Origin of the sequence: Xanthomonas maliensis (assembly GCF_009192945.1) — a bacterium.
Lineage (GTDB): Bacteria > Pseudomonadota > Gammaproteobacteria > Xanthomonadales > Xanthomonadaceae > Xanthomonas > Xanthomonas maliensis.
Genome location: NZ_NSET01000023.1, coordinates 87296 through 107671 on the forward strand (window position 1 = coordinate 87296; position 20376 = coordinate 107671).

The 20376-nt window shown below is 67.0% G+C and carries 18 protein-coding genes and 2 pseudogenes; 8 read left to right on the forward strand and 12 right to left on the reverse strand.

Annotation, left to right across the window (positions count from 1 at the left end; all coding sequences use genetic code 11):
• Window positions 1-11: 11 nt before the first annotated feature.
• Entirely contained in the window at window positions 12-1700 is a 1689-nt protein-coding gene (gene argS, locus CKY51_RS07990) for an arginine--tRNA ligase (protein WP_022971161.1), read from the reverse strand.
• Between the two features lie 87 nt (window positions 1701-1787).
• Window positions 1788-2465, reverse strand: coding sequence for a RadC family protein (radC, locus tag CKY51_RS07995; protein ID WP_038219576.1), 678 nt, complete (start codon window positions 2463-2465; stop codon window positions 1788-1790).
• Between the two features lie 96 nt (window positions 2466-2561).
• On the opposite strand from radC, the gene coaBC reads away from it, so the two are divergent.
• From coaBC to CKY51_RS22940, 4 genes and pseudogenes are all read left to right on the forward strand, one after another.
• Window positions 2562-3818 (forward strand): bifunctional phosphopantothenoylcysteine decarboxylase/phosphopantothenate--cysteine ligase CoaBC, encoded by a 1257-nt coding sequence (gene coaBC / locus CKY51_RS08000; protein ID WP_022971163.1) that lies wholly within the window; start codon window positions 2562-2564, stop codon window positions 3816-3818.
• Complete coding sequence (gene dut / locus CKY51_RS08005; protein ID WP_022971164.1) at window positions 3815-4282, forward strand: dUTP diphosphatase; 468 nt, start codon at window positions 3815-3817, stop codon at window positions 4280-4282. Before coaBC ends, dut begins: the two co-directional genes overlap by 4 nt.
• A gap of 15 nt (window positions 4283-4297) precedes the next feature.
• Window positions 4298-5183: pseudogene (locus CKY51_RS22935) on the forward strand (phosphomannomutase/phosphoglucomutase); the annotation flags it as partial.
• Between the two features lie 92 nt (window positions 5184-5275).
• Window positions 5276-6655: pseudogene (locus tag CKY51_RS22940) on the forward strand (phosphomannomutase/phosphoglucomutase); the annotation flags it as partial.
• 106 nt (window positions 6656-6761) lie between these two features.
• Here CKY51_RS22940 and CKY51_RS08015 read toward each other — a convergent pair.
• From CKY51_RS08015 to pyrE, 8 genes are all read right to left on the reverse strand, one after another.
• On the reverse strand, window positions 6762-7268 hold the full coding sequence (locus CKY51_RS08015) for a hypothetical protein (RefSeq protein WP_022971166.1): 507 nt from the start codon (window positions 7266-7268) through the stop codon (window positions 6762-6764).
• A gap of 114 nt (window positions 7269-7382) precedes the next feature.
• A complete protein-coding gene (locus CKY51_RS08020; protein WP_022971167.1) occupies window positions 7383-7724 on the reverse strand; it encodes a lipid-A-disaccharide synthase N-terminal domain-containing protein in 342 nt (113 codons plus the stop codon).
• Entirely contained in the window at window positions 7724-8446 is a 723-nt protein-coding gene (locus CKY51_RS08025) for a glycosyltransferase family 2 protein (protein ID WP_022971168.1), read from the reverse strand. The genes CKY51_RS08020 and CKY51_RS08025 overlap by 1 nt, the downstream gene beginning before the upstream one ends.
• Before the next feature lie 114 nt (window positions 8447-8560).
• On the reverse strand, window positions 8561-9526 hold the full coding sequence (locus tag CKY51_RS08030; RefSeq protein ID WP_022971169.1) for an NAD-dependent epimerase/dehydratase family protein: 966 nt from the start codon (window positions 9524-9526) through the stop codon (window positions 8561-8563).
• A gap of 70 nt (window positions 9527-9596) precedes the next feature.
• The gene (locus CKY51_RS08035; RefSeq protein ID WP_022971170.1) at window positions 9597-10532 is read right to left on the reverse strand and encodes a ParB/RepB/Spo0J family partition protein; all 936 of its coding nucleotides are present in this window, start codon (window positions 10530-10532) and stop codon (window positions 9597-9599) included.
• Window positions 10532-11329: a ParA family protein gene (locus CKY51_RS08040; RefSeq protein ID WP_022971171.1), complete on the reverse strand. Its 798-nt coding sequence runs from the start codon at window positions 11327-11329 to the stop codon at window positions 10532-10534. Before CKY51_RS08040 ends, CKY51_RS08035 begins: the two co-directional genes overlap by 1 nt.
• A gap of 116 nt (window positions 11330-11445) precedes the next feature.
• Window positions 11446-12093 (reverse strand): hypothetical protein, encoded by a 648-nt coding sequence (locus tag CKY51_RS08045; RefSeq protein ID WP_022971172.1) that lies wholly within the window; start codon window positions 12091-12093, stop codon window positions 11446-11448.
• Between the two features lie 25 nt (window positions 12094-12118).
• Entirely contained in the window at window positions 12119-12778 is a 660-nt protein-coding gene (gene pyrE, locus CKY51_RS08050) for an orotate phosphoribosyltransferase (protein WP_022971173.1), read from the reverse strand.
• 120 nt (window positions 12779-12898) lie between these two features.
• Here pyrE and CKY51_RS08055 point away from each other — a divergent pair, with 120 nt between their 5' ends.
• The 3 genes from CKY51_RS08055 (at window position 12899) to CKY51_RS08065 (ending at window position 15549) form a co-directional block, all read left to right on the forward strand.
• A complete protein-coding gene (locus CKY51_RS08055) occupies window positions 12899-13699 on the forward strand; it encodes an exodeoxyribonuclease III (protein WP_022971174.1) in 801 nt (266 codons plus the stop codon).
• Between the two features lie 256 nt (window positions 13700-13955).
• Window positions 13956-15263 carry an AmpG family muropeptide MFS transporter gene (locus CKY51_RS08060; protein ID WP_022971176.1) on the forward strand — a complete coding sequence of 436 codons (1308 nt, stop codon included), beginning with the start codon at window positions 13956-13958 and terminating at the stop codon, window positions 15261-15263.
• A gap of 58 nt (window positions 15264-15321) precedes the next feature.
• Window positions 15322-15549: a hypothetical protein gene (locus CKY51_RS08065; protein ID WP_022971177.1), complete on the forward strand. Its 228-nt coding sequence runs from the start codon at window positions 15322-15324 to the stop codon at window positions 15547-15549.
• Window positions 15550-15558: 9 nt separating this feature from the next.
• On the opposite strand, the gene CKY51_RS08070 is transcribed toward CKY51_RS08065, so the two are convergent.
• The gene (locus tag CKY51_RS08070) at window positions 15559-16698 is read right to left on the reverse strand and encodes an anhydro-N-acetylmuramic acid kinase (RefSeq protein ID WP_031338740.1); all 1140 of its coding nucleotides are present in this window, start codon (window positions 16696-16698) and stop codon (window positions 15559-15561) included.
• Window positions 16699-17038: 340 nt separating this feature from the next.
• Window positions 17039-18457 (reverse strand): M23 family metallopeptidase, encoded by a 1419-nt coding sequence (locus tag CKY51_RS08075; RefSeq protein WP_022971179.1) that lies wholly within the window; start codon window positions 18455-18457, stop codon window positions 17039-17041.
• A gap of 169 nt (window positions 18458-18626) precedes the next feature.
• Here CKY51_RS08075 and tyrS point away from each other — a divergent pair, with 169 nt between their 5' ends.
• Complete coding sequence (gene tyrS / locus CKY51_RS08080) at window positions 18627-19838, forward strand: tyrosine--tRNA ligase (RefSeq protein WP_152249078.1); 1212 nt, start codon at window positions 18627-18629, stop codon at window positions 19836-19838.
• Window positions 19839-20376 lie beyond the last annotated feature (538 nt).

Below are 20376 nucleotides of genomic sequence, written 5' to 3' on the forward strand. Positions count from 1 at the left end.
CGTGGCCCGGCTTACATCTTTTCGGGTGCGCTGACGCCCAGCAGGCCCAGGCCGTTGGCCAGCACCTGCTGGGTGGCCACCGCCAGCGTGAGCTTGGCATCGCGTTCGCCGGCATCGTCGACCAGCAGCTTGGTGTGGTGATACCACGTGTGGAAGGCGTGCGCCAATTCACGCAGATACTGCGCGATCAGGTACGGCTCCAGCGCGTGGCCGGCGGTTTCCACCACCTCCGGATAGCGCGACAGCTCCAGCATCACCGTCAGCGCGTGTTCGTCGTCCAGGCGGGCGAGCTCGGCCATGCCGTGCGCCTGCTCGTATTTGAAGCCCTTTTCCTGCGCCTGGCGCAGCACGCTGCACACGCGCGCATGCGCGTACTGCACGTAGAACACCGGGTTGTCGTTGCTTTGCGCGCGCGCCAGATCGATATCGAAGGTCAGCTGCGAGTCGGGCTTGCGCGCGATCAGGAACCAGCGCACCGCATCGGCGCTGGTTTCCTCGATCAGGTCGCGTAAGGTGACGTAGCTGCCGGCGCGCTTGGACAGTTTCACTTCCTCGCCGCCACGCATCACCGTGACCATCTGGTGCAGCACGTATTCCGGCCAACCCTGCGGGATGCCCAGTTCCAGTGCCTGCAGGCCGGCGCGCACGCGCGTCAGCGAGCCGTGGTGGTCGGCGCCCAGTTCGGTGATCGCGCGCTCGTAGCCGCGCTGCCACTTGCTCAGGTGATAGGCCACGTCCGGCACGAAGTAGGTGTAAGTGCCGTCGGACTTGCGCATGACGCGGTCCTTGTCGTCGCCGAAGTCGGTGGACTTCAGCCACAGCGCACCGCCTTCCTCGTAGGTGTGGCCGGAGGCGATCAGCTTCTGTACCGCTTCTTCGACCTTGCCGTCGCGATACAGCGAGCTTTCCAGGAAGTAGATGTCGAAATCGACGCGGAATGCCGCCAGGTCGTGGTTCTGCTCGTTGCGCAGATAGGCTACCGCGAAGCGGCGGATCGCTTCCAGGTCGGTTGGATCCTTGGCGCCGGTGACCAGATGGCCTTCCAGGTCCACGGTATCGCCGGCCAGATAGGCCTGTGCGACATCGGCGATGTAGTCGCCGCGATACCCGGCCTCCGGCCAGCCGGCGCTGTCCGGGGTCAGGCCCTGCGCGCGTGCCTGCACCGACAGCGCCAGATTCTCGATCTGCACGCCGGCATCGTTGTAATAGAACTCGCGCTTGACGTTCCAGCCATTGGCATCGAGCACGCGCGCCAGGCTGTCGCCGATGGCCGCAGCGCGGCCGTGACCGACATGCAGCGGGCCGGTCGGGTTGGCCGAGACGTATTCCACGCCGACCGAGCGGCCATTGCCGGCCAAGCCGCGACCATAGTCCTGGCCCTGCTTGATCACCTGCGCGACTTCGCGCTGGTAGGCGGTGGGGGCCAGATGGAAGTTGATGAAGCCGGGTCCGGCGATCTCCACCTTGGACACGTCGTCGCTGGCCGGCAGCGCCGCGACCAGCGCCTGCGCCAGCGCACGCGGATTGCTGCGTGCCGCCTTCGCCAGCAACATCGCGGCGTTGGTGGCGAAATCGCCGTGCTCGCGGGTCTTGGGCCGCTCGACCACGAAATCCGGCGGCAGGGTGTCGGCAGGCAGGGTGCCGTTGGCGCGCAAGGCTTCGATGCCTTGGCCGATCAATGCGCGGAGTTGGGCTTTCACGTGGGATCTGCTTGGAACCAAACCAGCGATTTTACCCGACCCGGAGCCGGCGAGTCGGGCCGCCGGTTCAGCCCGCAGCGGGGCGGGTCATGGCAACCAGCCGCGCTCGGCCAACGAGACTGGGCGCCCGTCGCCGATCACGAAATGATCCAGCAGGCGGATGTCGACCAATCCCAGCGCCTGCAACAGGCGCTCGGTGACGGCGCGATCGGCCTGCGACGGCTCGCGATTGCCGGACGGGTGGTTGTGGCCGACCACAACGGCTGCGGCGTTGTGCAGTAAGGCGCGCCGCACGATTTCGCGTGGATGCACTTCGGCGCCGTCGATGGTGCCGGTGAATACTTCCTCGAAGGCGATCGCGCGGTGCTGGTTGTCCAGGAACAGCGCGGCGAAGACCTCGTAGGCGCGTCCGCGGAGTTGCTGGGAAAAGTAGCGGCCGACGCTGGGGGGATCGGAAAATACGTCGCCGCGCTCCAGTTCGCTCATCAGATAGCGATTGGCCAGCTCCAGCGCGGCGTTGAGCTTGCAGGCCGAGGCTGGGCCAAGCCCAGGCAGGCGGGCCAGGGCAGGTGCCGGCCGTTCCAGCAGGCCGCGCAGTGGGCCGTGTTGCAGCAGCAGGTCGCGCGCGGTCCGTACCGCATCCTGGCCGCGCAGGCCGGAGCCGACGAAGATGGCCAGCAACTCGGCGTCGGATAGGGCATCGGCTCCGCGCGCCAGCAGTTTCTCGCGGGGCCGTTCATTGGTGGGCCAGTCGTTGATGTGCATATGGCCAGATTGCCGCTGCTCATCGCCGACGCCCATCAGGCCAAGCGGGGGCATCGGCTAATCTAGTTGTCCTTGTAACCGTAGGACGACTCCGACGTGACCGGCTCCACTCAGGCCCGCCCCCTGGACGGACAGCGCTTGCTGCTGTGCGTTGGCGGTGGCATTGCCGCCTACAAATCGCTCGAACTGGTCCGTCGCCTGCGCGACGCCGGCGCCCACGTGCAGGTCGCCATGACTGCCGGTGCCCAACAGTTCGTCACCCCGTTGAGCTTCCAGGCGTTGTCGGGTCAACCGACCCGCACCACGCTGTGGGACAGTGCGGCCGAACAGGCCATGGGGCATATCGAACTGGCGCGTTGGGCCGATCGGGTCGTGGTCGCTCCCGCCACCGCCGATCTGCTGGCGCGGCTGACGCATGGACTGGCCGACGACCTGGTCACCACCTTGTGCCTGGCCACGACCGCGCCGCTGACCGTGGTCCCGGCGATGAACCATCGCATGTGGCTGCATCCGGCCACCCAGGCCAACGTGGCGACCTTGCGCGCCCGCGGGGTCACCGTGATCGGGCCGGACGACGGTCCGCTGGCCGAGGGCGAATCCGGTCCTGGCCGTTTGGCCGAACCGGTCGCCATTGTCGCCGCGCTGGCCGGCATCGACGCAGCGCCGGTGCCGGCCCCAGCGGCGCCGGGGTTCGTTGCCGACAGCGATCAGCTTGAAGGTCTGCGTATCGTCATCAGCGCCGGTCCGACGTTCGAGGACCTGGATCCGGTGCGTTACGTGGGCAACCGCAGCAGCGGCAAAATGGGCTACGCGCTGGCGGCCGCAGCCGCGCGCCAGGGCGCCGAGGTGGTGCTGGTCAGCGGACCGGTGCACCTGCCGACCCCGGCGGGCGTTCGCCGGGTGGATGTACGCTCGGCCGCGCAGATGCGCGACGCGGTGCTGGGCGCGTTCCCGGCCGATATCTATATCGGCGCCGCGGCCGTGGCCGACTACACGCCCAAGCGCGTGGTGGCGCAGAAGATCAAGAAGACCGGCGAGACGCTGACCCTGGAACTGGTGCGGACCCCCGACATCCTGGCCGAAGTGGCCGCCCAGACCGGCGGCTTGAAGCTGGTGGTCGGTTTTGCTGCCGAAACGCACGACGTGGAGCACTATGCGCGTGGCAAGCTGGCGTCCAAGCGGCTGGACCTGATCATCGCCAACCAGGTGGGCATCGCCGGTGGCGGCTTCGAAAGCGACAACAACGCCGCGACCGCATACTGGCAGGGGGGCGAGCGGGTATTCCCCAGCAGCAGCAAGACCGAATTGGCCGAGCGATTGCTGGCCCTGATCGAGGAGAGATTGCAGGCATGAGCCAACCGACGCAGTCCTTGCAGGTGAAGTTGCTCGACCCCCGTTTTGGCGATGTCTGGCCGCTGCCGGCTTATGCCACCGAAGCCAGTGCCGGCATGGACCTGCGCGCCGCGCTGGAGGCGCCGATGACGCTCGAACCGGGGGATACGGCGCTGATCCCCAGCGGCATCGCCATCCACCTGGCGGATCCGCAGCTGTGTGCGGTGGTACTGCCGCGGTCCGGACTGGGGCACAGGCACGGCATCGTGCTGGGCAACGGCACCGGCCTGATCGACGCCGACTACCAGGGGCCGCTATTGATCAGCACCTGGAACCGCGGCCGGGACGCCTTCACCATCGAGCCGGGCGACCGCATCGCGCAACTGGTGATCCTGCCGATCGTGCGTGTAGGCCTGCAAGTGGTGGATACTTTCGCCGACAGCGCGCGGGGAGCGGGTGGATTCGGCCATACCGGCGTGCGCTGACAGGGGACGCTAATGATGAGCAAGGCGAACGAGCGCAGGCAGGGGATGTCCAGCGTGCGTACGAGTGGGCCGCTATTGGGAGGCATCCTGCTGCTGTTGGCAGCGTGGTTCGCCTGGAGCGGCTACCGGCAATGGCACCAGGACCGCATTGCAACGGGGCTGGAGCAGGCGCGCGACCGCGCCGTGCAGGAGGTCGGCCAGGCGCTGAGCGCGCAGGCCGGCCAACTGGACGCCATCCTGAAACAGCCGCCGGTGGTCGCCGCGCTGGCCAGTGGCGACGCACTGGCGGCCGCCGCGGCCGTCCGCGAGCGACTGAAGGGCGCGGAGGATGTGCAGGTGCTGTCCAGCGATCTTGGCGCCGCCTACGAAAACCCCAAGGCGTTTGGTTTTGCGCGCCTGAGCCTGCTCGAATCGGCGCTGCTCGCGCAGCGGGCACAGACCCGGGTCGTGCGAGACGCGGAGAAGCCGCATCTGGGACTGGCCGCGGCGGTCCGCCTGGGCCCGCTGCCGGCCGTGCTCTATGCCCGCTTGCCGCTGGCGCGCGCGACCGCCCCGCTGGAGGCAGTGAGCGTTCCCGACGCCTCGTATCTGGCACTGCGGCAGGGCAGCTACAACGTCGACCAGCTGGGAGATCCCTCACTGGCCGATGCAGCCGAAACGCTGGCGCGTCCGCTGGGAGAGAGTGGCCTGCGGATCGCTGCCGGACTGCCGCAACACGACGACGGACCGTTGGGATTGGGCGCGCTGGGCTGCGCGATCGTGGCGCTGTTGCTGAGCGTCATCGCGGTGCTGGTGGTGCTGGCCAGCCGGGGACGGGTCGCCTTGCCACGCCGGCGCCCGGCGGGACAGCCGACGGTCGACGAGCCGACCTTCGGCCAGAGCCTGCAACACGAGGCCGATCGTGCCGGTCAGCTTGCGCCGGCTGCGCATGAGGCGGCAGGCGAGCCGGTCGCGTCGGCGCCGGTTGCAGTCGCTGCGGCACACCTCGATGCAGCAATGTTCCGTGCCTACGATATCCGAGGCGTCGTTGGGCAGGAGTTGACGTCCGCAGCGGCCGCGTTGATTGGCCAGGCCATCGGCAGCGTCATGCAGGCACAGGGCCTGCAGGACGTGGTGGTGGGGCGCGATGGTCGCCTGTCCGGTCCCGAGCTGAGCAATGGCTTGATCGAGGGCCTGCGGCGTGCCGGCTGCAACGTCACCGACATCGGCCTGGCACCGACCCCGGTGGTCTACTTTGGCGCCTACGAACTGCGCGCGGGAAGCTGCGTGGCGGTCACCGGCAGTCACAACCCGCCCGACTACAACGGCTTCAAGATCGTCATCGGTGGCCACACGCTGTCCGGTGCGGCGATCGCCGAATTGCACGAGCGTATCAATGCTGGCCGCCTGCATACCGCGGCCACGCCCGGCAGCCTGGATCAGCGCGACATCAGCGATGCCTATATCCAGCGCATCGCCGGCGACGTGGTGATCGAACGGCCGTTGAAGGTGGTGGTCGACGCCGGTAATGGCGTGGCCGGCGAGATCGCGCCACGGCTGCTGGAAGCCATCGGCGCCCAGGTGATTCCGCTGTACTGCGAGATCGACGGTCATTTCCCCAATCACCATCCCGATCCCAGCGAGCCAGGCAATCTGGTCGATCTGATCCAGATGGTGGAGCGCTTCGACGCCGACCTGGGCCTGGCATTCGACGGCGATGCCGATCGACTGGGCGTGGTCACCCGGGAGGGAACGCTGGTTTTCCCCGATCGCTTGCTGATGCTGTTCGCCGCCGACGTATTGCAGCGCAATCCTGGCGCCCTGGTCATCTACGACGTCAAATCCACTGGCAAGCTCACCGACTACGTGTTGCGCAATGGCGGCAGTCCATTGATGTGGAAGACCGGTCATTCGCTGATCAAGGCCAAGATGCGCGAAACCGACGCCGAGCTGGCTGGCGAAATGAGCGGGCATTTCTTCTTCAAGGAGCGCTGGTATGGCTTCGACGACGGCATGTATGCCGCCGCACGCCTGCTGGAAATCCTTGCCCAGCGCGAGGAATCGCCGTCTGAGGTATTGGCGGAACTGCCCGACAGCGTCGCCACCCCGGAAATCAAAGTGCCGATCGATGGCGATGCGCACGCGCTGGTGGCGCGTTTCGTCGAACGTGCTCAGGTCCGCGAGGAGTCGCCGTTCGAAGGGGCGCGGCTGTCGACCATCGATGGTCTGCGCGCCGATTTTGCCGATGGTTGGGGGCTGCTGCGTGCCTCCAACACCACGCCGATCCTGGTGCTGCGCTTCGAGGCGGAGACCGAGGCGGCGCTGGCGCGGATTCGCGCCTTGTTCGAGCGCGAACTGCAGGCCCTGCTGCCCGCGCAGGCCATCGCGCTTTGACGCCCGCCAGCTGCCGGCCGCACATGCGGCGGCCGGCACGCTGCGATCTGCCGGCTCGCCGGTCCCGTCCAACATGCGTGGAGCGCTGCCTGAGCGTTGGCCTGACTCAGGCAGCCGACGCGTCGGTGCAAGGCCTCGTCCAGGGCTGGGCATGCGCCGCCCTGTGCGTCAGCCACACCGCATCCCAGTAAGGATAGGCGCCCAGCTGCGTGACCAATCCTGCGCGCAGCGGTGCGGCGACCAGCTGACGAGCGAACTGCCGGTGATCGGCCCGTGGCGGCAATGGCGCCAATGCCATGCCCGGATGCCAGACCGTTCCGCCGCGCCCGCGCGCGCGATTGACGGCGGTTGCCGCGGCCTGGCGGACCGCAGTGCAGGCCTGCCGGAGTGCGGCGGGATCTTGCGCGTGCACGAGGGCAGTCCAGCGGTCGGGCAACAACACCCAGCACAGCACCTGCAGCTGCGGCCAGTGCGGCGCATGCGAGAGGCAGGCTGCGGCGGCACGGGCGCAACGCCAATCCGCAAATAGCGCCACCTGCTGATGCGTGCGCAGGCACAGGTGCCAGTAGCTGCCGTGGCGCGGTGGGAAGTGAGAGGAGGCATGGGCTGACATGGGCCCAGCCTGCCCGGTGCCGTGCCTGGCCGGGATCGGCCGGGCGCGCGTCGCTGCGTCGGGAATGCGTCCGGCCCGCCGTCGGGCCTTCGCCGTTCGGGACCCGGCCTGCAATCAATGCGAGGCGCGTTCGCGCTTCCAGCCGCGATGCTGGATGTCCAGGTACAGGCTGTACAAGGCAGTGAAGGCCGGGAACAGGTTCTGCAGCACGCCGACTGAATCCTGCTTGGCCGAAAACAGGAAATAGCTCAGCGTCATCAGACTGCCGACCACGCTCATGTACCAGAACAGCCGCGGGATCACCGGCTTGCCCGCGCGCTTGGAGGCCACGAACTGGACCAACCAGCGTCCACCGAACATCAGGGCGCCGACATAGCCAATCAGCTTCCACCCGGTGACGTGGATGCCGGTCCAGTACAGCCAGGTCAGCGGTTGGTCCAGCCAATGCAGTTCCATCAACGCTCCTCCACTGCGGTGCGCTTGCTGCGGGTGATCAACCAGGCGACACCGCGCAGGTCGCGGATGCCGACCAGGGCGCGGTTGAGATTGTTGTACTTGGATACGCCGGCTGTCCGGTGGCGGTGGTTGACCGCCACGCTCAACGTCTTCCAGCCAGCGCGCTGCATCAGCGCCGGCAGGTAGCGGTGCATATGGTCGAAGTAGGGCAGGTCCAGGAACGCCTCGCGCTCGAACAGCTTGATACCGCAGCCGGTGTCGGGCGTATTGTCCTGCAGCATGCGCGAGCGGATCGCGTTGGCCCACTTGCTTGCCCAGCGCTTGGAGCCCGAATCCTGCCGGTTGACCCGCCAGCCGGCGAACAATTTGACCTGCGGATCGGCGCTGGCACGCGCCTGCAGCAGCTTCGGGATGTCGGCTGGATCGTTCTGGCCATCGCCATCGAGGGTGGCGACCCATGTCGCGCGCGCGGCCTTGACGCCATTGCGCACCGCCGTGCTCTGTCCGCTCTGGCTGACGTGATGCAGCACGCGCAGTTCCGGCGTGTCGGCCTTCAGCCCCTGCAGCACCATCAGGGTGTCATCGCGCGAGTGGTCGTCGACATAGACGATCTCGAAGGCCACCTGGCCGCGCAGTGCGGCGACGATCTCCCCGACCAATGAGGCGACATTGTCGCGTTCGTTGAAGACCGGGACGACGACGGACAGCTCGGGATGGCTCATGGGATCGGGTGGTCCGAAGGCGGGCGGGACAAAAGATCGCGCATTGTGCCTCGGCTGTCTGAGCCGGGCATGAAGCTTGGAGGGCGGTGTTAGCGGGCTCTGCGAGCACGCCGCTTAGGCGCGCTCACCGTAGTAGGTGCGGCACCAGTCGACCACCAGCGGCAGGCCACGGTCGACCGGGGTGGAGGGATCGAAGCCAAAGGCCTCTTGCGCGCGGCGGGTATCGGCCATCGTACGGACCATGTCGCCCGGTTGCATCGGCCGATAGCGCTTCTCCGCCGGCCGGCCGGCGGCCTGCGCGATCACGTCGATGAAATGCTCCAGCTCCACCGGGGTGTGGTTGCCGAGGTTGAACACCCGGTGCGGCAACGGCGCGTCGCTAGGCGTATCCAGCGCGCCCAGGACACCGGCGACGATGTCGTCGACGAAGGTGAAATCGCGCTGCATCTTGCCGTGGTTGAACACCTCGATCGGGCGGCCCGCCAGTACCGCGCGACTGAATAGCAGCGGCGCCATGTCCGGCCGGCCCCAGGGGCCGTAGACGGTGAAAAAGCGCAACCCTGTGGCATGCAGGCCATAGAGCTGCGCGTAGGTGTGGGCCATCAGTTCGTTGGCGGCCTTGGTCGCCGCGTACAGCGAGCGCGGTTGGTCCACCCGCTGGTCTTCGGAGAACGGCGGCGTCGCCGAATCGCCATAGACCGAACTGCTGGATGCATAGACCAGATGCTGCACGCCGTGATGGCGACAGGCCTCCAGCACGTTGACGAAGCCGACCAGGTTGCTGTCGACGTAGGCATGCGGATTCTGCAGCGAGTACCGCACGCCGGCCTGCGCCGCCAGGTGCACGACCGCAGTCGGTCGGATCTGTTCGAACAGTGCGATCAGCCCGGCACGATCGGTCAGATCGAGCGCGCGGATGTCCACCCCCGGGCACAACGCCGCGACGCGGTCGCGCTTGAGCTGGGGATCGTAATAATCGTTGTAGTTGTCCAGGCCCACCACCGCCTCGCCGCGTGCGGCCAGCGCGCGGCAGGTATAGGCGCCGATGAAGCCGGCCGCGCCGGTCACGAGCAGGGTCATGCCACTCCCTCTTGCAGAGGCCGGCGCCCGCGCGCTGGCAGCGCGGCTGGGGCCGGCAGAACGACGATGGTCAGCCTTGCGCGCGGCTGCGCAGGCGTTCGAGCACCCCGTCCAGGGTGTCCAGATCGGTGTAGTGGATCACCAGCTTGCCCTTGCCGCCGCGGCCGTGGTTGATCGCCACCTTGGTGCCCAGCGACTCGGACAGCTCGGTTTCCAGCGAGGCGATGTCGGCCTGCGGCGCGGTGGCGGCGGGCTTGTTGGCCTTGCGCAGCGCACCGGGCACCTTGCCGGCGGCGAACTGCTGGGCGCGATGCTCGACCTCACGCACCGACCAACCCTGGTCGGCAGCTTCCTGCGCCAGTTTGCTGGCCAGCTCCGGGGCCAGCGTCAGCAATGCGCGCGCGTGGCCCATTTCCAGGCGCCGTGTTTCCAGCAGCACCCGGATGGCCACCGGCAACTCCAGCAGGCGCAGCAGATTGGAGACCGAAGCGCGCGAGCGCCCCACCGCCTCGGCGGCCTCGGCGTGGGTCAGTGCGAATTCGTCGATCAACCGCTGCAGGGCCTGCGCCTCTTCCAACGGATTGAGATCCTCGCGCTGGATGTTCTCGATCAGCGCCATGGCGATGACGGTGCGATCGTCCAGCTCGCGCACCACCACCGGGACCTCGGTCAGCCCGGCCAGCTGCGAGGCCCGCCAGCGCCGTTCGCCAGCGACGATCTCGAACTGGCCCGGCGCCAGTTCGCGCGCCACGATGGGCTGAATCACCCCCTGCGCCTTGATCGACTCCGCCAGCTCGGCCAGCTTGACCTCGTCCATCTCCTGGCGCGGCTGGTACTTGCCTGGCTGCAGCTGGCCGACCGTCAGCGTGCGCAGGGTGTCGCCCGACTGCAGCGCATCCTCGCTGGCCGCTGCCGGCGCCGCTGCGGCGGCCGCACCCTTGGGACCCAGCAGCGCTTCCAGGCCGCGGCCCAGACCACGCTTCTTGGCAGGGGTTGGCTTGCTCATCAGACGGTCTCCACGGCCTTGCTGGCCTTGTTGCGCTCGTTCTGCCGCCGCACGATTTCTCCTGCCAGTCCCAGATAAGCCACCCCACCGCGCGAGGTGCGGTCGTAACCGACGATGCTCTGGCCATGGCTGGGCGCCTCGGCCAGGCGCACGTTGCGCGGCACGATGGTACGGAACACCTTGTCGCCGAAGTGCTCGGTCAGTTCCGCCGATACCGCGTTGGCCAGGTTGTTGCGGATGTCGAACATGGTCCGCAGCACGCCTTCAATCTCCAGGCCGGGATTGAGTTCGGCGCGCAAGGCCTCGATCGTTTCCAGCAGCGCGGTCAGCCCTTCCAGGGCGTAGTACTCGCACTGCATCGGCACGATCACCGAATCGGCCGCGGTCAGCGCGTTGAGCGTCAGCAATGACAGCGCAGGCGGGCAGTCGATCAGGATGAAGTCGTACGCGTCGCGGATCGGCGCCAGGGCCCGCTTGAGCCGCTGCTCGCGCTCGCCCTGGTCCATCAGCTGGATCTCGGCGGCGGTCAGGTCGATGTTGCCAGGCAGCAGGTCGAAGCCCTCCGGCGCGCTCAGCCGGATCTCGGCGGCGCTGTTCTCGCCCAGCAACAGATCGCAGGTGGACGCGGACACGTCGCGCTTGTCGATGCCGCTCCCCATCGTCGCATTGCCCTGCGAGTCCAGATCTACCAACAACACACGCTTGGGCGCGCGCGCCAGGCCGGCCGCCAGATTGACGGCGGTCGTGGTCTTGCCGACGCCGCCCTTCTGGTTGGCAATGGCGATGATCCGGGCCATGCGGGAGTGCCTCGTGGGCAAGAAGTGAGACCGGCCATTATGCGGGCTGGCCGTCGGATCCGGAAATGCCGCCGGCCGCGAGGCGGGCGGCCGCGACTCCGGCGGGGTGCGCGCGCTCAGCTGGCCGAGCCGGCCTTCATGGCCCGATAGCGCTGCAGGATCTCGGCGATTTCGCCGTCCAGTGCCACCCGCTGCTGCTCGAAGCCCAGTTGCAGGCGCAGCTGGGCCTGCAGTTCCCGATGCCGCTGCTGGATATCCCCAGCCAGCTTGTCGGGGATCGGTTGCCCGGCCAGCTCGCGATCGCCCGCCGCCCGCAGCAGGCTGGATAGGCCCTCGCGCAGGCTGGTCACGTTGTAGCGCGCGGTGTGGATATTGTTGTCGATGATGGCGATGCGCTCGGCGAATACCCGCCGCAGGTCGTCCTCGGATTGGTAGGACGTCAGCATTGCCTGGTCGGTGCGTTGGCGCATCTGCGCCGCCGCCAGATCGACCTGGCGCTGCTGTTCTGCGGCCGCGGCGGCGGCTTGCTCCTCGCCGGTCAGCGCGCGCTGAACCTCGGCGCTGCGCATGCCGCTTCGCATGTTGATTTCGTCGCGGGCGCGGTTGACCGCATCGGCAGGCAGCGCATCGCTGCACACCCGCGCGCCGTTCTGGTCCCAGCAATACAGCTTCTTTGCCGACGGTTTGTCCTGTGCCTGAGCTGGCGCGCCCACGGCGGCAGCCAGGACGACGACCAGCAGCGTCCTATGGATATGTAACGGCATTCTCACAGCCCCCTGTCGCCTGCCATCAGCCCCTGATGTCGGTCCCATAGCGGCCACGATAGGCCAGCAGTGGTTCCCTGAAGCCCACAAGGTCGGTGTTTCCCGCCGCAAAATCAAGCAGGTCGGCCAAATTGGCCACCGCCACCACCGGAATGCCGGCCTCGGCCGCTACTGCCTGCGCCGCCGAGCGCCGGTCCTGCTCGTGGGCGATCTCCTGCCGGTCCAACGCCACCACGATTCCCGCCGGGGTTGCTCCAGCGGCGCGAATGATCGCCAAGGCCTCGCGGATCGCCGTTCCGGCGGTGATCACGTCGTCGACGATCAGCACCTTGCGGCCGGCCAACGGGGCCCCGATCAGGGTGCCGCCCTCGCCATGGTCCTTGGCTTCCTTGCGGTTGAACGCCAGCGGCAGGTCGCGTCCACGCCCGGCATAGGCACAGGCCACCGCGGTGGCCAGCGGAATCCCCTTGTAAGCCGGGCCGAACAACAGGTCGAAGTCCAGCCCTGCTGCGTCCACCGCATCGGCGTAGCACTGCGCCAGTTGCGCCATCTTGGCGCCGGAATCGAAGCGCCCGGCGTTGAAGAAATAGGGGCTCAGACGTCCAGACTTGAGGGTGAACTCGCCAAAGCGCAGGGCGTCGGCCTGCAGGGCCAGTTGCAGGAAGCGGGTGCGGTGATCGGTCATGGCAACGGGAGTAGCGAGTGGCAATTCGGATGGGAAAGCATAGCCGGTCCGATCTTGCGGCATCGGCCGATGCGGTACGCTTCCACCGTTGCTTCCCCATCCGCATCCGGCTGTTCATCCATGCGCATCATCAGTTTCAACGCCAACGGCCTGCGTTCGGCCGCCAGCAAGGGCTTTTTCGACTGGTTCGCCCAGCAGGACGCCGACGTGCTCTGTGTCCAGGAAACCAAGGCGCAAGAGCATCAACTGGCCGGCCCGGAATTTCTGCCGGCCGGGTATGCGGCCTGGTTCCGCGACGCCACCACCAAGAAAGGCTATAGCGGCGTGGCGATCTACAGCCGGCGCGCGCCCGATGAGGTCCGCACCGCGCTGGGCTGGCCCGAGTTCGACGAGGAGGGGCGCTATATCGAGGCGCGCTACGGCAACCTCAGTGTGGTGTCGTTCTATATCCCGTCCGGCTCTTCTGGCGAGCTGCGACAGGACTACAAGTTCCAGGTCATGGAGTGGCTGCGTCCGATCCTGGATGAATGGCTGGCCAGCGGCCGCGACTATGTGCTGTGCGGCGACTGGAACATCGTCCGGTCGGCGCTGGACATCCGCAACTGGAAATCCAACCAGAAGAATTCCGGCTGCCTGCCGCCCGAGCGCGACTGGCTCAACGGCCTGTGCGCCGACAGCGCCGAGCTGGCCGACCCGGCCAGCGGGCGTGGCTGGGTAGACAGCTACCGCGTGTTGCATCCACAAGGCGAGGACTACACCTGGTGGAGCAATCGTGGCGCGGCACGCGCCAACAATGTGGGATGGCGCATCGACTACCAGCTGGTGACCCCGGGGCTGCGCGACAAACTGCGCGCCTGCGCGATCTATCGCGAGCAGCGCTTCTCCGACCACGCGCCGTATAGCGTGGACTACGCGCCATGAGGCAGGCGCTGGCCACCAGGGTCGCATCACACCGCCCGCAGCCGGTCAGCGTGGCTGGTCATGAGTGCGCCGCTCGCCGGTGGCAGCGTGCAGGCCTGATGGTCGCAGCGGCTGAAGCTGGCCTGGGGATTGCACACCCGGTCGCCGCCGCCTCGCGGCATGACGCACCGCCTGCCCCAGCCAGCCGGCCGCAGCGCAGAACGCCGATCGAGCACGCGGTCGCGCCGATCACCGCTTGCCGTCAGCGGTTGCCGGCATGAGCAAGTCCGCTGCAACCACACCGGCGCCGAACTACAAAGGTTGGCGCGGCATTCAAAAGGCCTTCGCCACCCCATCGGCGGCGACCATGGCGGTGCTGGGATTCGGCAGCGGCCTGCCATTCCTGCTGATCGCCTCGCAAACCCTGTCCACCCGCTTGCGCGATGTTGGATTGGATCTGGGCAGCATTGGTTTGATCAGCCTGGCGAGCTTCTTCTACTTGCTCAAGTTCCTGTGGGCACCGCTGCTCGACCGCTATGCCTTCCCGCTGCTGGGGAGGCTGGGACGTCGCCGTTCCTGGTTGCTGGTCTCGCAGGTTGGCGTGTCCGTCGGCCTGTTTGCGCTCGCATTCTCGCGTCCGGACCTGGGCGTGGCCGGGCTGGTCGCCTGGGTCCTGTTCGCCTCGTTCTGGGGCGCGACGCAGGATGCTGTGGTGGATGCTTATCGCATCGAGATTGCTCCCGCCAGCGCGCAGGCCGCCTTGGCAGCGACCTACACCCTGGGCTATCGCATCGGTCTGATCCTGAGCGGGGCCGGCGCCCTGTATCTGGCCGAGTTCCTGAACTGGTACTGGGCGTATGTGGCGATGTCGGCGCTGATGCTGCTGCCGATCCTCACCACCTTGCTGTGCCGCGAGCCGGACCAAGTCGAGGCGACGGTGGTACGCCGCATCGATGTGGCCGGTGCCTTCTGGCAGCCGATCGCCAGCTTCTTCTCCAGCAATGGGCTGGCGTTGGGCGTGGTGCTGCTGCTATTCGTCGGCCTGTTCAAGTTCCCCGACCAGGTCATCGGCGTGATGGCCGGGCCGTTCTACCTCGATTCGGGTTACACCAAGGCTGATATCGCCACCGTGTCCAAGCTGTTCGGGCTGTGGATGGGCATCCTGGGCGCCTTTGTCGGCGGCGCGGCGCTGGCGGCATTCGGCTTTCGCCGCATGCTGCTGGTGGCCACCTTGGGCGTGGCCCTGTCCAACCTGGCATTCCTGCTGATGGCGCACAACCCTGGAAAATTGTGGGCGTTCTACGCTGCGTTGAGTGCCGACAACCTGTTCCAGGGCTTTGCCGGGACCGTGCTGGTCGCCTTCATGTCCTCGTTGACCGATCGCAATTTCACTGCGACCCAGTATGCCTTGCTGGTGTCGCTGGCCAATCTGCCGGGCAAGTTCGTCGGTGGCGTCTCCGGTTACCTCGTCGAGGCCACCTCCTACAGCACCTTCTTCATCCTCAGCGCATTGACGGTGATTCCCACCTTGCTGCTGCTGGCCTGGCTATGGCCGCGCTTGCACGCCCACGAGCGCCAGCATTGAAACCGCCACGCTGCTTGCCGATGATGCCCGCTGTCAAGGACAGAGCCGGAGACCGGGCATGACCGATCTGGTGTTGCGCGACATCGATCCGCTGTTGGTCGACCGCATCCGCCGCATTTCCGTGGCGCGTGGCTGGACTCAGCATCAGACCGTGATGCATCTGCTCGAGCAAGGCTTGTTCGCCAGCGAATACGAGGTGACCGGCGGACTGCAACATCCGGAAGTCGATGCCTTGGCCGAGGCGATCGCCGCGCTGAAGGCGCTGCCGCCAGGCGACAGCCCCTGAGCCGGAGGGTCAGGCGGGGTAGATCGCGCCGAGCAGGCGCGCGCCAGTAGCGCCGGTGACTGCCGGGAGGTTGGCTGGGCGCCCGGCCAGCACCTCGGCCGCCAGCCAGGCAAATCCCATCGCTTCCAGGTAGTCCGGGTCCAGGCCGTAGCCGGCACTGGATTCCACCTGCATGCGCGGCAGGCGCGCCGCCAGCCGCGCCATCAGCACGGGATTGCGCACGCCACCGCCGCAGACCAGCACGCGGCGTGTGTCCGGCTGCAGGTTTCGCAGCGCGCTGGCGACGGTCGCTGCCGTGAGTTCGAGCAAGGTGGCTTGGACATCGGCCGGAGCCAGTGCGGCCGGCCCCATTGCCCGTACCACCCAGTCCAAATGAAATTGCTCGCGTCCGGTGCTCTTGGGCGGCGGCAAGGCGAACCAGGGATCGGCCTGCAGCCGGCCCAGCAGTTCCTCGTCCACCCGACCGCTGGCGGCGAAGCGGCCGTCTGCATCGTAATGCTGGCCAAGATGGCGCTGGCACCAGCTATCAAGCAGCGCGTTCGCCGGGCCGGTGTCGAAGCCGCGCACCGCGCCAGCGCCGGCGCGCGGCAGCAAGGTTAGATTGCCGATGCCGCCGAGGTTGAGGACCGCGCGGTCCTCGTCGGCGGCGCCCAGCATCGCCAGGTGGAAAGCCGGCATTAGCGGCGCGCCTTGTCCACCGGCGGCGACGTCGCGACGGCGGAAATCGGCCACGGTGGTCAGCCGGGTGTGCTCGGCGATCCGGCTGGCGTCGCCGATCTGCCAGGTAAAGGCCGGATCTGCCAACGGGCGATGGCGGATGGTTTGCCCATGCGAGCCGATTGCGCGGATACGGGCGCGCTCTACGCCACTGTCGCCGATCAACTGATTGGCTGCTGCGGCAAACGCCAGCCCCACCTGCGCGTCCAACTGCCCCAGTGCATCGATGGTGACCGTCTCGGCCCCCTGGCCGAGCGCCAGCAAGCTGTCTCGCAACGGCGGATCCCACGCCACCGTGGTCCCGGCGACCAGGTCGCAGCGGCGATGGCTGGCGTCGGCAAAGCGCACCAGCGCGGCATCGATGCCGTCGGCGCTGGTGCCCGACATCAAGCCCAGATAGAGCGGGGAGTCATCGTGGTCCAAGACAGACATGCCGAAGTCAGAGTGCACGGTCGGCCAGCTTGTGCAGCCAGGCCCGGCCCGTCAACCGGTCGCGCGCGCCGCGTGCGCAGCGGAGAGGAGCACCGCCGCGTCGGCACGCCAGTGACTCGCGTTGCCGCTGGGCGGAGGGTATCGAGATTGCCGGTGCACACCGGGCATCGCCAACGAACGTCTCCACTCGGTGCGGCGGACAGGCTGGCGCAAACGATCAGAGTGGGAAGCAGCGTTCACGCGTGCCGCGCACGGCACCAGGTAGCGGAGCGCCGGCGTGGCTGGCTGCGATGTTCGGTTCCTGCGGCCTTGCTGCTGCACAAGCGCAGCAGGGACTCACTCAGCCGCGCGACTTGCCTTTGGCCGGCTTGCCGGCGTCGGCATAGATCAGTTTCTCCATGCCTTCGATGCGCGCCATCGCCGGTGCGGTCTGCGCACGGAAGGCGGCCAGCTCGGCGCCCTGCAGCGGCTCCGGCGGCGGCATCGTTACCGACATCGGATTGCGCTGCTGCCCGCCGACGCGGAATTCGTAATGCAGGTGCGGGCCAGTCGCCAGGCCAGTCATGCCGACGTAGCCGATCACCGTGCCCTGATTGATGCGCTGGCCGGTCTTGATCTTGCCGAAGCGCGACATGTGGCCATACAGCGTGCTGTAGTTCTTGCCGTGATCCAGGATCACCACATTGCCATAGCCGCGCTGGGTGCCGACGAACACCACGCGGGCATCGCCGGCGGCCATGATCGGTGTGCCAGAGGCCGCCGCATAGTCCACGCCCTTGTGCATGCGCATCGTGCCCAGCACCGGATGCTTGCGCGCGCCGAAGGTGGAGCTGATGCGGCTGTAGGCCACCGGCATGCGGATGAAGCTCTTCTTCAACGGACGGCCGTTGATGTCGAAGTACTCGGCTGGCTTGCCGGCGCGTTCGAAGCGGAAACCGGTGTAGGTCTTGCCGCCGGTGGTGAACGTCGCAGCGAGGATATTGCCGGTGCCGATTCGCTCTCCCTCGCGCCAGGTTTCATCCATCACCACGCTGAAGCGGTCGCCCGGCTGCAAATCCTTGTCGAAGTCGATGTCGTACTTGAAGATCTCGTCGGTCATGACCGCCACGGCCGCCGGCGATAGACCGGATTTGCCGGCGGAGGCATACAGCGAGCTGGTGATTTCGCCGCTGGCCACGACCGTGCGCGTGGTGGTGGCGCGCTCGGTAACCTTCTCGCGCACGCTGTCGCCGAGCAGGCGCAGCTCCACCCGATGGCTGGCGTCGCGGTCGAAGCGCAGAGCGCGCAACTGGCCCGGACTCGGCAGGTCGAAGGCGAGTTCCGCACCGGGTTGCAGCTTGGTCAGCGCATCCTTGGTCCCCGGGTGGGCCAGCACCTGGTACATCACCGTGGTGGGGATGCCCAGCTCGCCGAACAGTGTGCTCAGGGTCTGGCCCGGCTTGACCTGCAGGGTCTGCCAGTCGGTGCTGGGCGCCAGTTGCTTGCGGCTGGGGACCAGCGGAGGCAGCGGCAGTGCCAGGGTGGAACGACTGGAAAGCGAGGCGTCGATGTTGTTGGAAAACCCCGGGACGATCGTCGCCACCAGGGCCCCAATGGTGGCGAACAGGCTCGCATGCAACCAATGCCGGCGCGTCCAGCGCGCATTGAACGCCGCAGGCAGATGCGCCTTGAGCTGACGATGCAGAGCAGAGTCGTGGAGGACGTGGAGGCGTTCGTGGAAGCGCCGCTTGCGTGCACGGCCCTGCTCGGAGTTCTGCATCAGTGAGGTTCCTCGGTGGCTCGAAGTGCGAGCGCAAACGCCGGTACCATAGTCACCTGGCAACAATGCGTCAAACCATTGAGCCCGTTCATTATTTTCACTTGGCGCGGCATTAACCTGCGTTTAACATCATTCACGTTTTTGACGGCGAACGCCGCTGGAGTCCGTGTTGGCCACTATTGATGAATCCCTTGCTCTGATCGGCCGCGGCGCCGCGGAGATCCTCAAGCGCGAACAGTTGCAGGAACGGCTAAAGGCGGGCGCCCCGTTGCGCGTGAAGGCGGGCTTCGACCCCACCGCGCCGGATTTGCACCTGGGCCATACCGTCCTGCTCAACAAGCTGCGGCAGTTCCAGCAGCTCGGCCATCAGGTCATCTTCCTGATTGGCGACTTCACCGGGATGATCGGCGACCCGACCGGCAAGAACGTCACCCGCAAGCCGCTGAGCCGTGAGGACGTGCTGGCCAACGCCCGGACGTACGAAGAGCAGGTGTTCAAGGTGCTGGATCGCGAGCGCACCGAGGTGCGGTTCAACTCTGAATGGTTCGGCCAGATGAGCGCCGCCGACATGATCAAGCTCGCCGCCCAGCACACCGTGGCGCGCATGCTCGAACGCGAAGACTTCTCCAAGCGTTTCAATGGCCAGCAACCCATCGCCATTCACGAGTTCCTCTATCCGCTGGTCCAGGGATACGACTCGGTGGCGCTGCGCGCGGACGTCGAGATTGGCGGTACCGACCAGACCTTCAACCTGCTGATGGGGCGCGGGCTGCAGGAGCACTATGGTCAACAACCGCAGATCGTCTTGACGATGCCGTTGTTGGAAGGCCTGGATGGCGTCAACAAGATGAGCAAGTCGCTGGGCAACTACATCGGCATCAATGAGCCGGCCATCGACATCGTCACCAAGACCATGAAGATCGGCGATGACCTGACGTGGCGCTGGATCGACCTGCTGTCCTTCGAGATCGGCATGGCCGAAGCCGAGACGCTCAAGGCCGCCGTGGCTGCGGGCAGCCTGAACCCGCGCGAGGTCAAACTCCGGTTGGCGCGCGAATTGGCCAGCCGTTTCCACGATGCGGCCGCTGCCGAGCAGGCCATCGTCGGTTGGCACGCCGTCGTGACCGGGCAGGGCGACACCAGCGCCTTGCCGCTGCAGCACGTGACCGTGCCGGCCGAAGGGCTGCGGATTGCGGGTTTGCTGACCGCCGCTGGCCTGACCCCCAGCAATTCAGAAGCCACCCGCAAGCTCAAGGAGCGTGCGGTGCGGGTGGACGGAGAAGTGGTCGACGATCTGGGGCTGCAGCTGGTGCCCGGTTTTGAAGGCGTCATCCAGGTGGGCAAGCGTAATTTCGCGCGCGTCGCCCTGGTCGCCGGCTGAAGTGCGAGCCGACGGTCGAGCGCGCTGCGCTGCAGCGCGCCTGTCCGGCAGATGAGGTGATGGCAGTGTTGGTGCCAGCGGGGGCACGGGATGTAGGTCACGCGTAGGTATGTCCGACACGCGCTGCCGGCACGGGATTGGCGCTATTTGGGCGGTGGTGAAAATTTTTTCACAAACCCCTTCCCAAGCGATCGGGAAGCGCCCATAATTCGCCTCCCCCTACGCAGCAGCGGCCAGCACGGCGCTCCGCAGAAAGGGGCCACCGCCGACCTGACAAGGTGTTGACGGATAGGAAAAGCCGGCTATGATGGTCGGCTCGCACCACGGAAGCCGCTACGGCGGCTGAGTGATGCGGCGGCAACATCCTCCTCACGAGGGGTTGACGAAGATGAAAGGCCTGCTAAGATGGCGGGCTCGCTTCGAAGAAAGCCTTTGGGCCGCGACGAAGCAGCGTCAATCACCTGAAACTGAGGTGTTGACGGCAAGAAAAAGTCCGCTATAATGGGCGGCTCGCTTCGTCGGAAACGACGAAGCACAC

Coding starts and splice junctions, on each gene's coding strand:
- CKY51_RS08025 (WP_022971168.1), bottom strand. CDS start 8,446: ATGAGCCATCCCGAGCTGTCCGTCGTCGTCCCGGTCTTCAACGAACGC.
- CKY51_RS08040 (WP_022971171.1), bottom strand. CDS start 11,329: ATGGCCCGGATCATCGCCATTGCCAACCAGAAGGGCGGCGTCGGCAAG.
- pyrE (WP_022971173.1), bottom strand. CDS start 12,778: ATGACCGATCACCGCACCCGCTTCCTGCAACTGGCCCTGCAGGCCGAC.
- CKY51_RS08015 (WP_022971166.1), bottom strand. CDS start 7,268: ATGTCAGCCCATGCCTCCTCTCACTTCCCACCGCGCCACGGCAGCTAC.
- CKY51_RS08075 (WP_022971179.1), bottom strand. CDS start 18,457: ATGCAGAACTCCGAGCAGGGCCGTGCACGCAAGCGGCGCTTCCACGAA.
- CKY51_RS08045 (WP_022971172.1), bottom strand. CDS start 12,093: ATGCCGTTACATATCCATAGGACGCTGCTGGTCGTCGTCCTGGCTGCC.
- radC (WP_038219576.1), bottom strand. CDS start 2,465: ATGCACATCAACGACTGGCCCACCAATGAACGGCCCCGCGAGAAACTG.
- CKY51_RS08030 (WP_022971169.1), bottom strand. CDS start 9,526: ATGACCCTGCTCGTGACCGGCGCGGCCGGCTTCATCGGCGCCTATACC.
- CKY51_RS08065 (WP_022971177.1), top strand. CDS start 15,322: ATGACCGATCTGGTGTTGCGCGACATCGATCCGCTGTTGGTCGACCGC.
- dut (WP_022971164.1), top strand. CDS start 3,815: ATGAGCCAACCGACGCAGTCCTTGCAGGTGAAGTTGCTCGACCCCCGT.
- CKY51_RS08055 (WP_022971174.1), top strand. CDS start 12,899: ATGCGCATCATCAGTTTCAACGCCAACGGCCTGCGTTCGGCCGCCAGC.
- CKY51_RS08020 (WP_022971167.1), bottom strand. CDS start 7,724: ATGGAACTGCATTGGCTGGACCAACCGCTGACCTGGCTGTACTGGACC.
- CKY51_RS08035 (WP_022971170.1), bottom strand. CDS start 10,532: ATGAGCAAGCCAACCCCTGCCAAGAAGCGTGGTCTGGGCCGCGGCCTG.
- CKY51_RS08070 (WP_031338740.1), bottom strand. CDS start 16,698: ATGTCTGTCTTGGACCACGATGACTCCCCGCTCTATCTGGGCTTGATG.
- CKY51_RS08060 (WP_022971176.1), top strand. CDS start 13,956: ATGAGCAAGTCCGCTGCAACCACACCGGCGCCGAACTACAAAGGTTGG.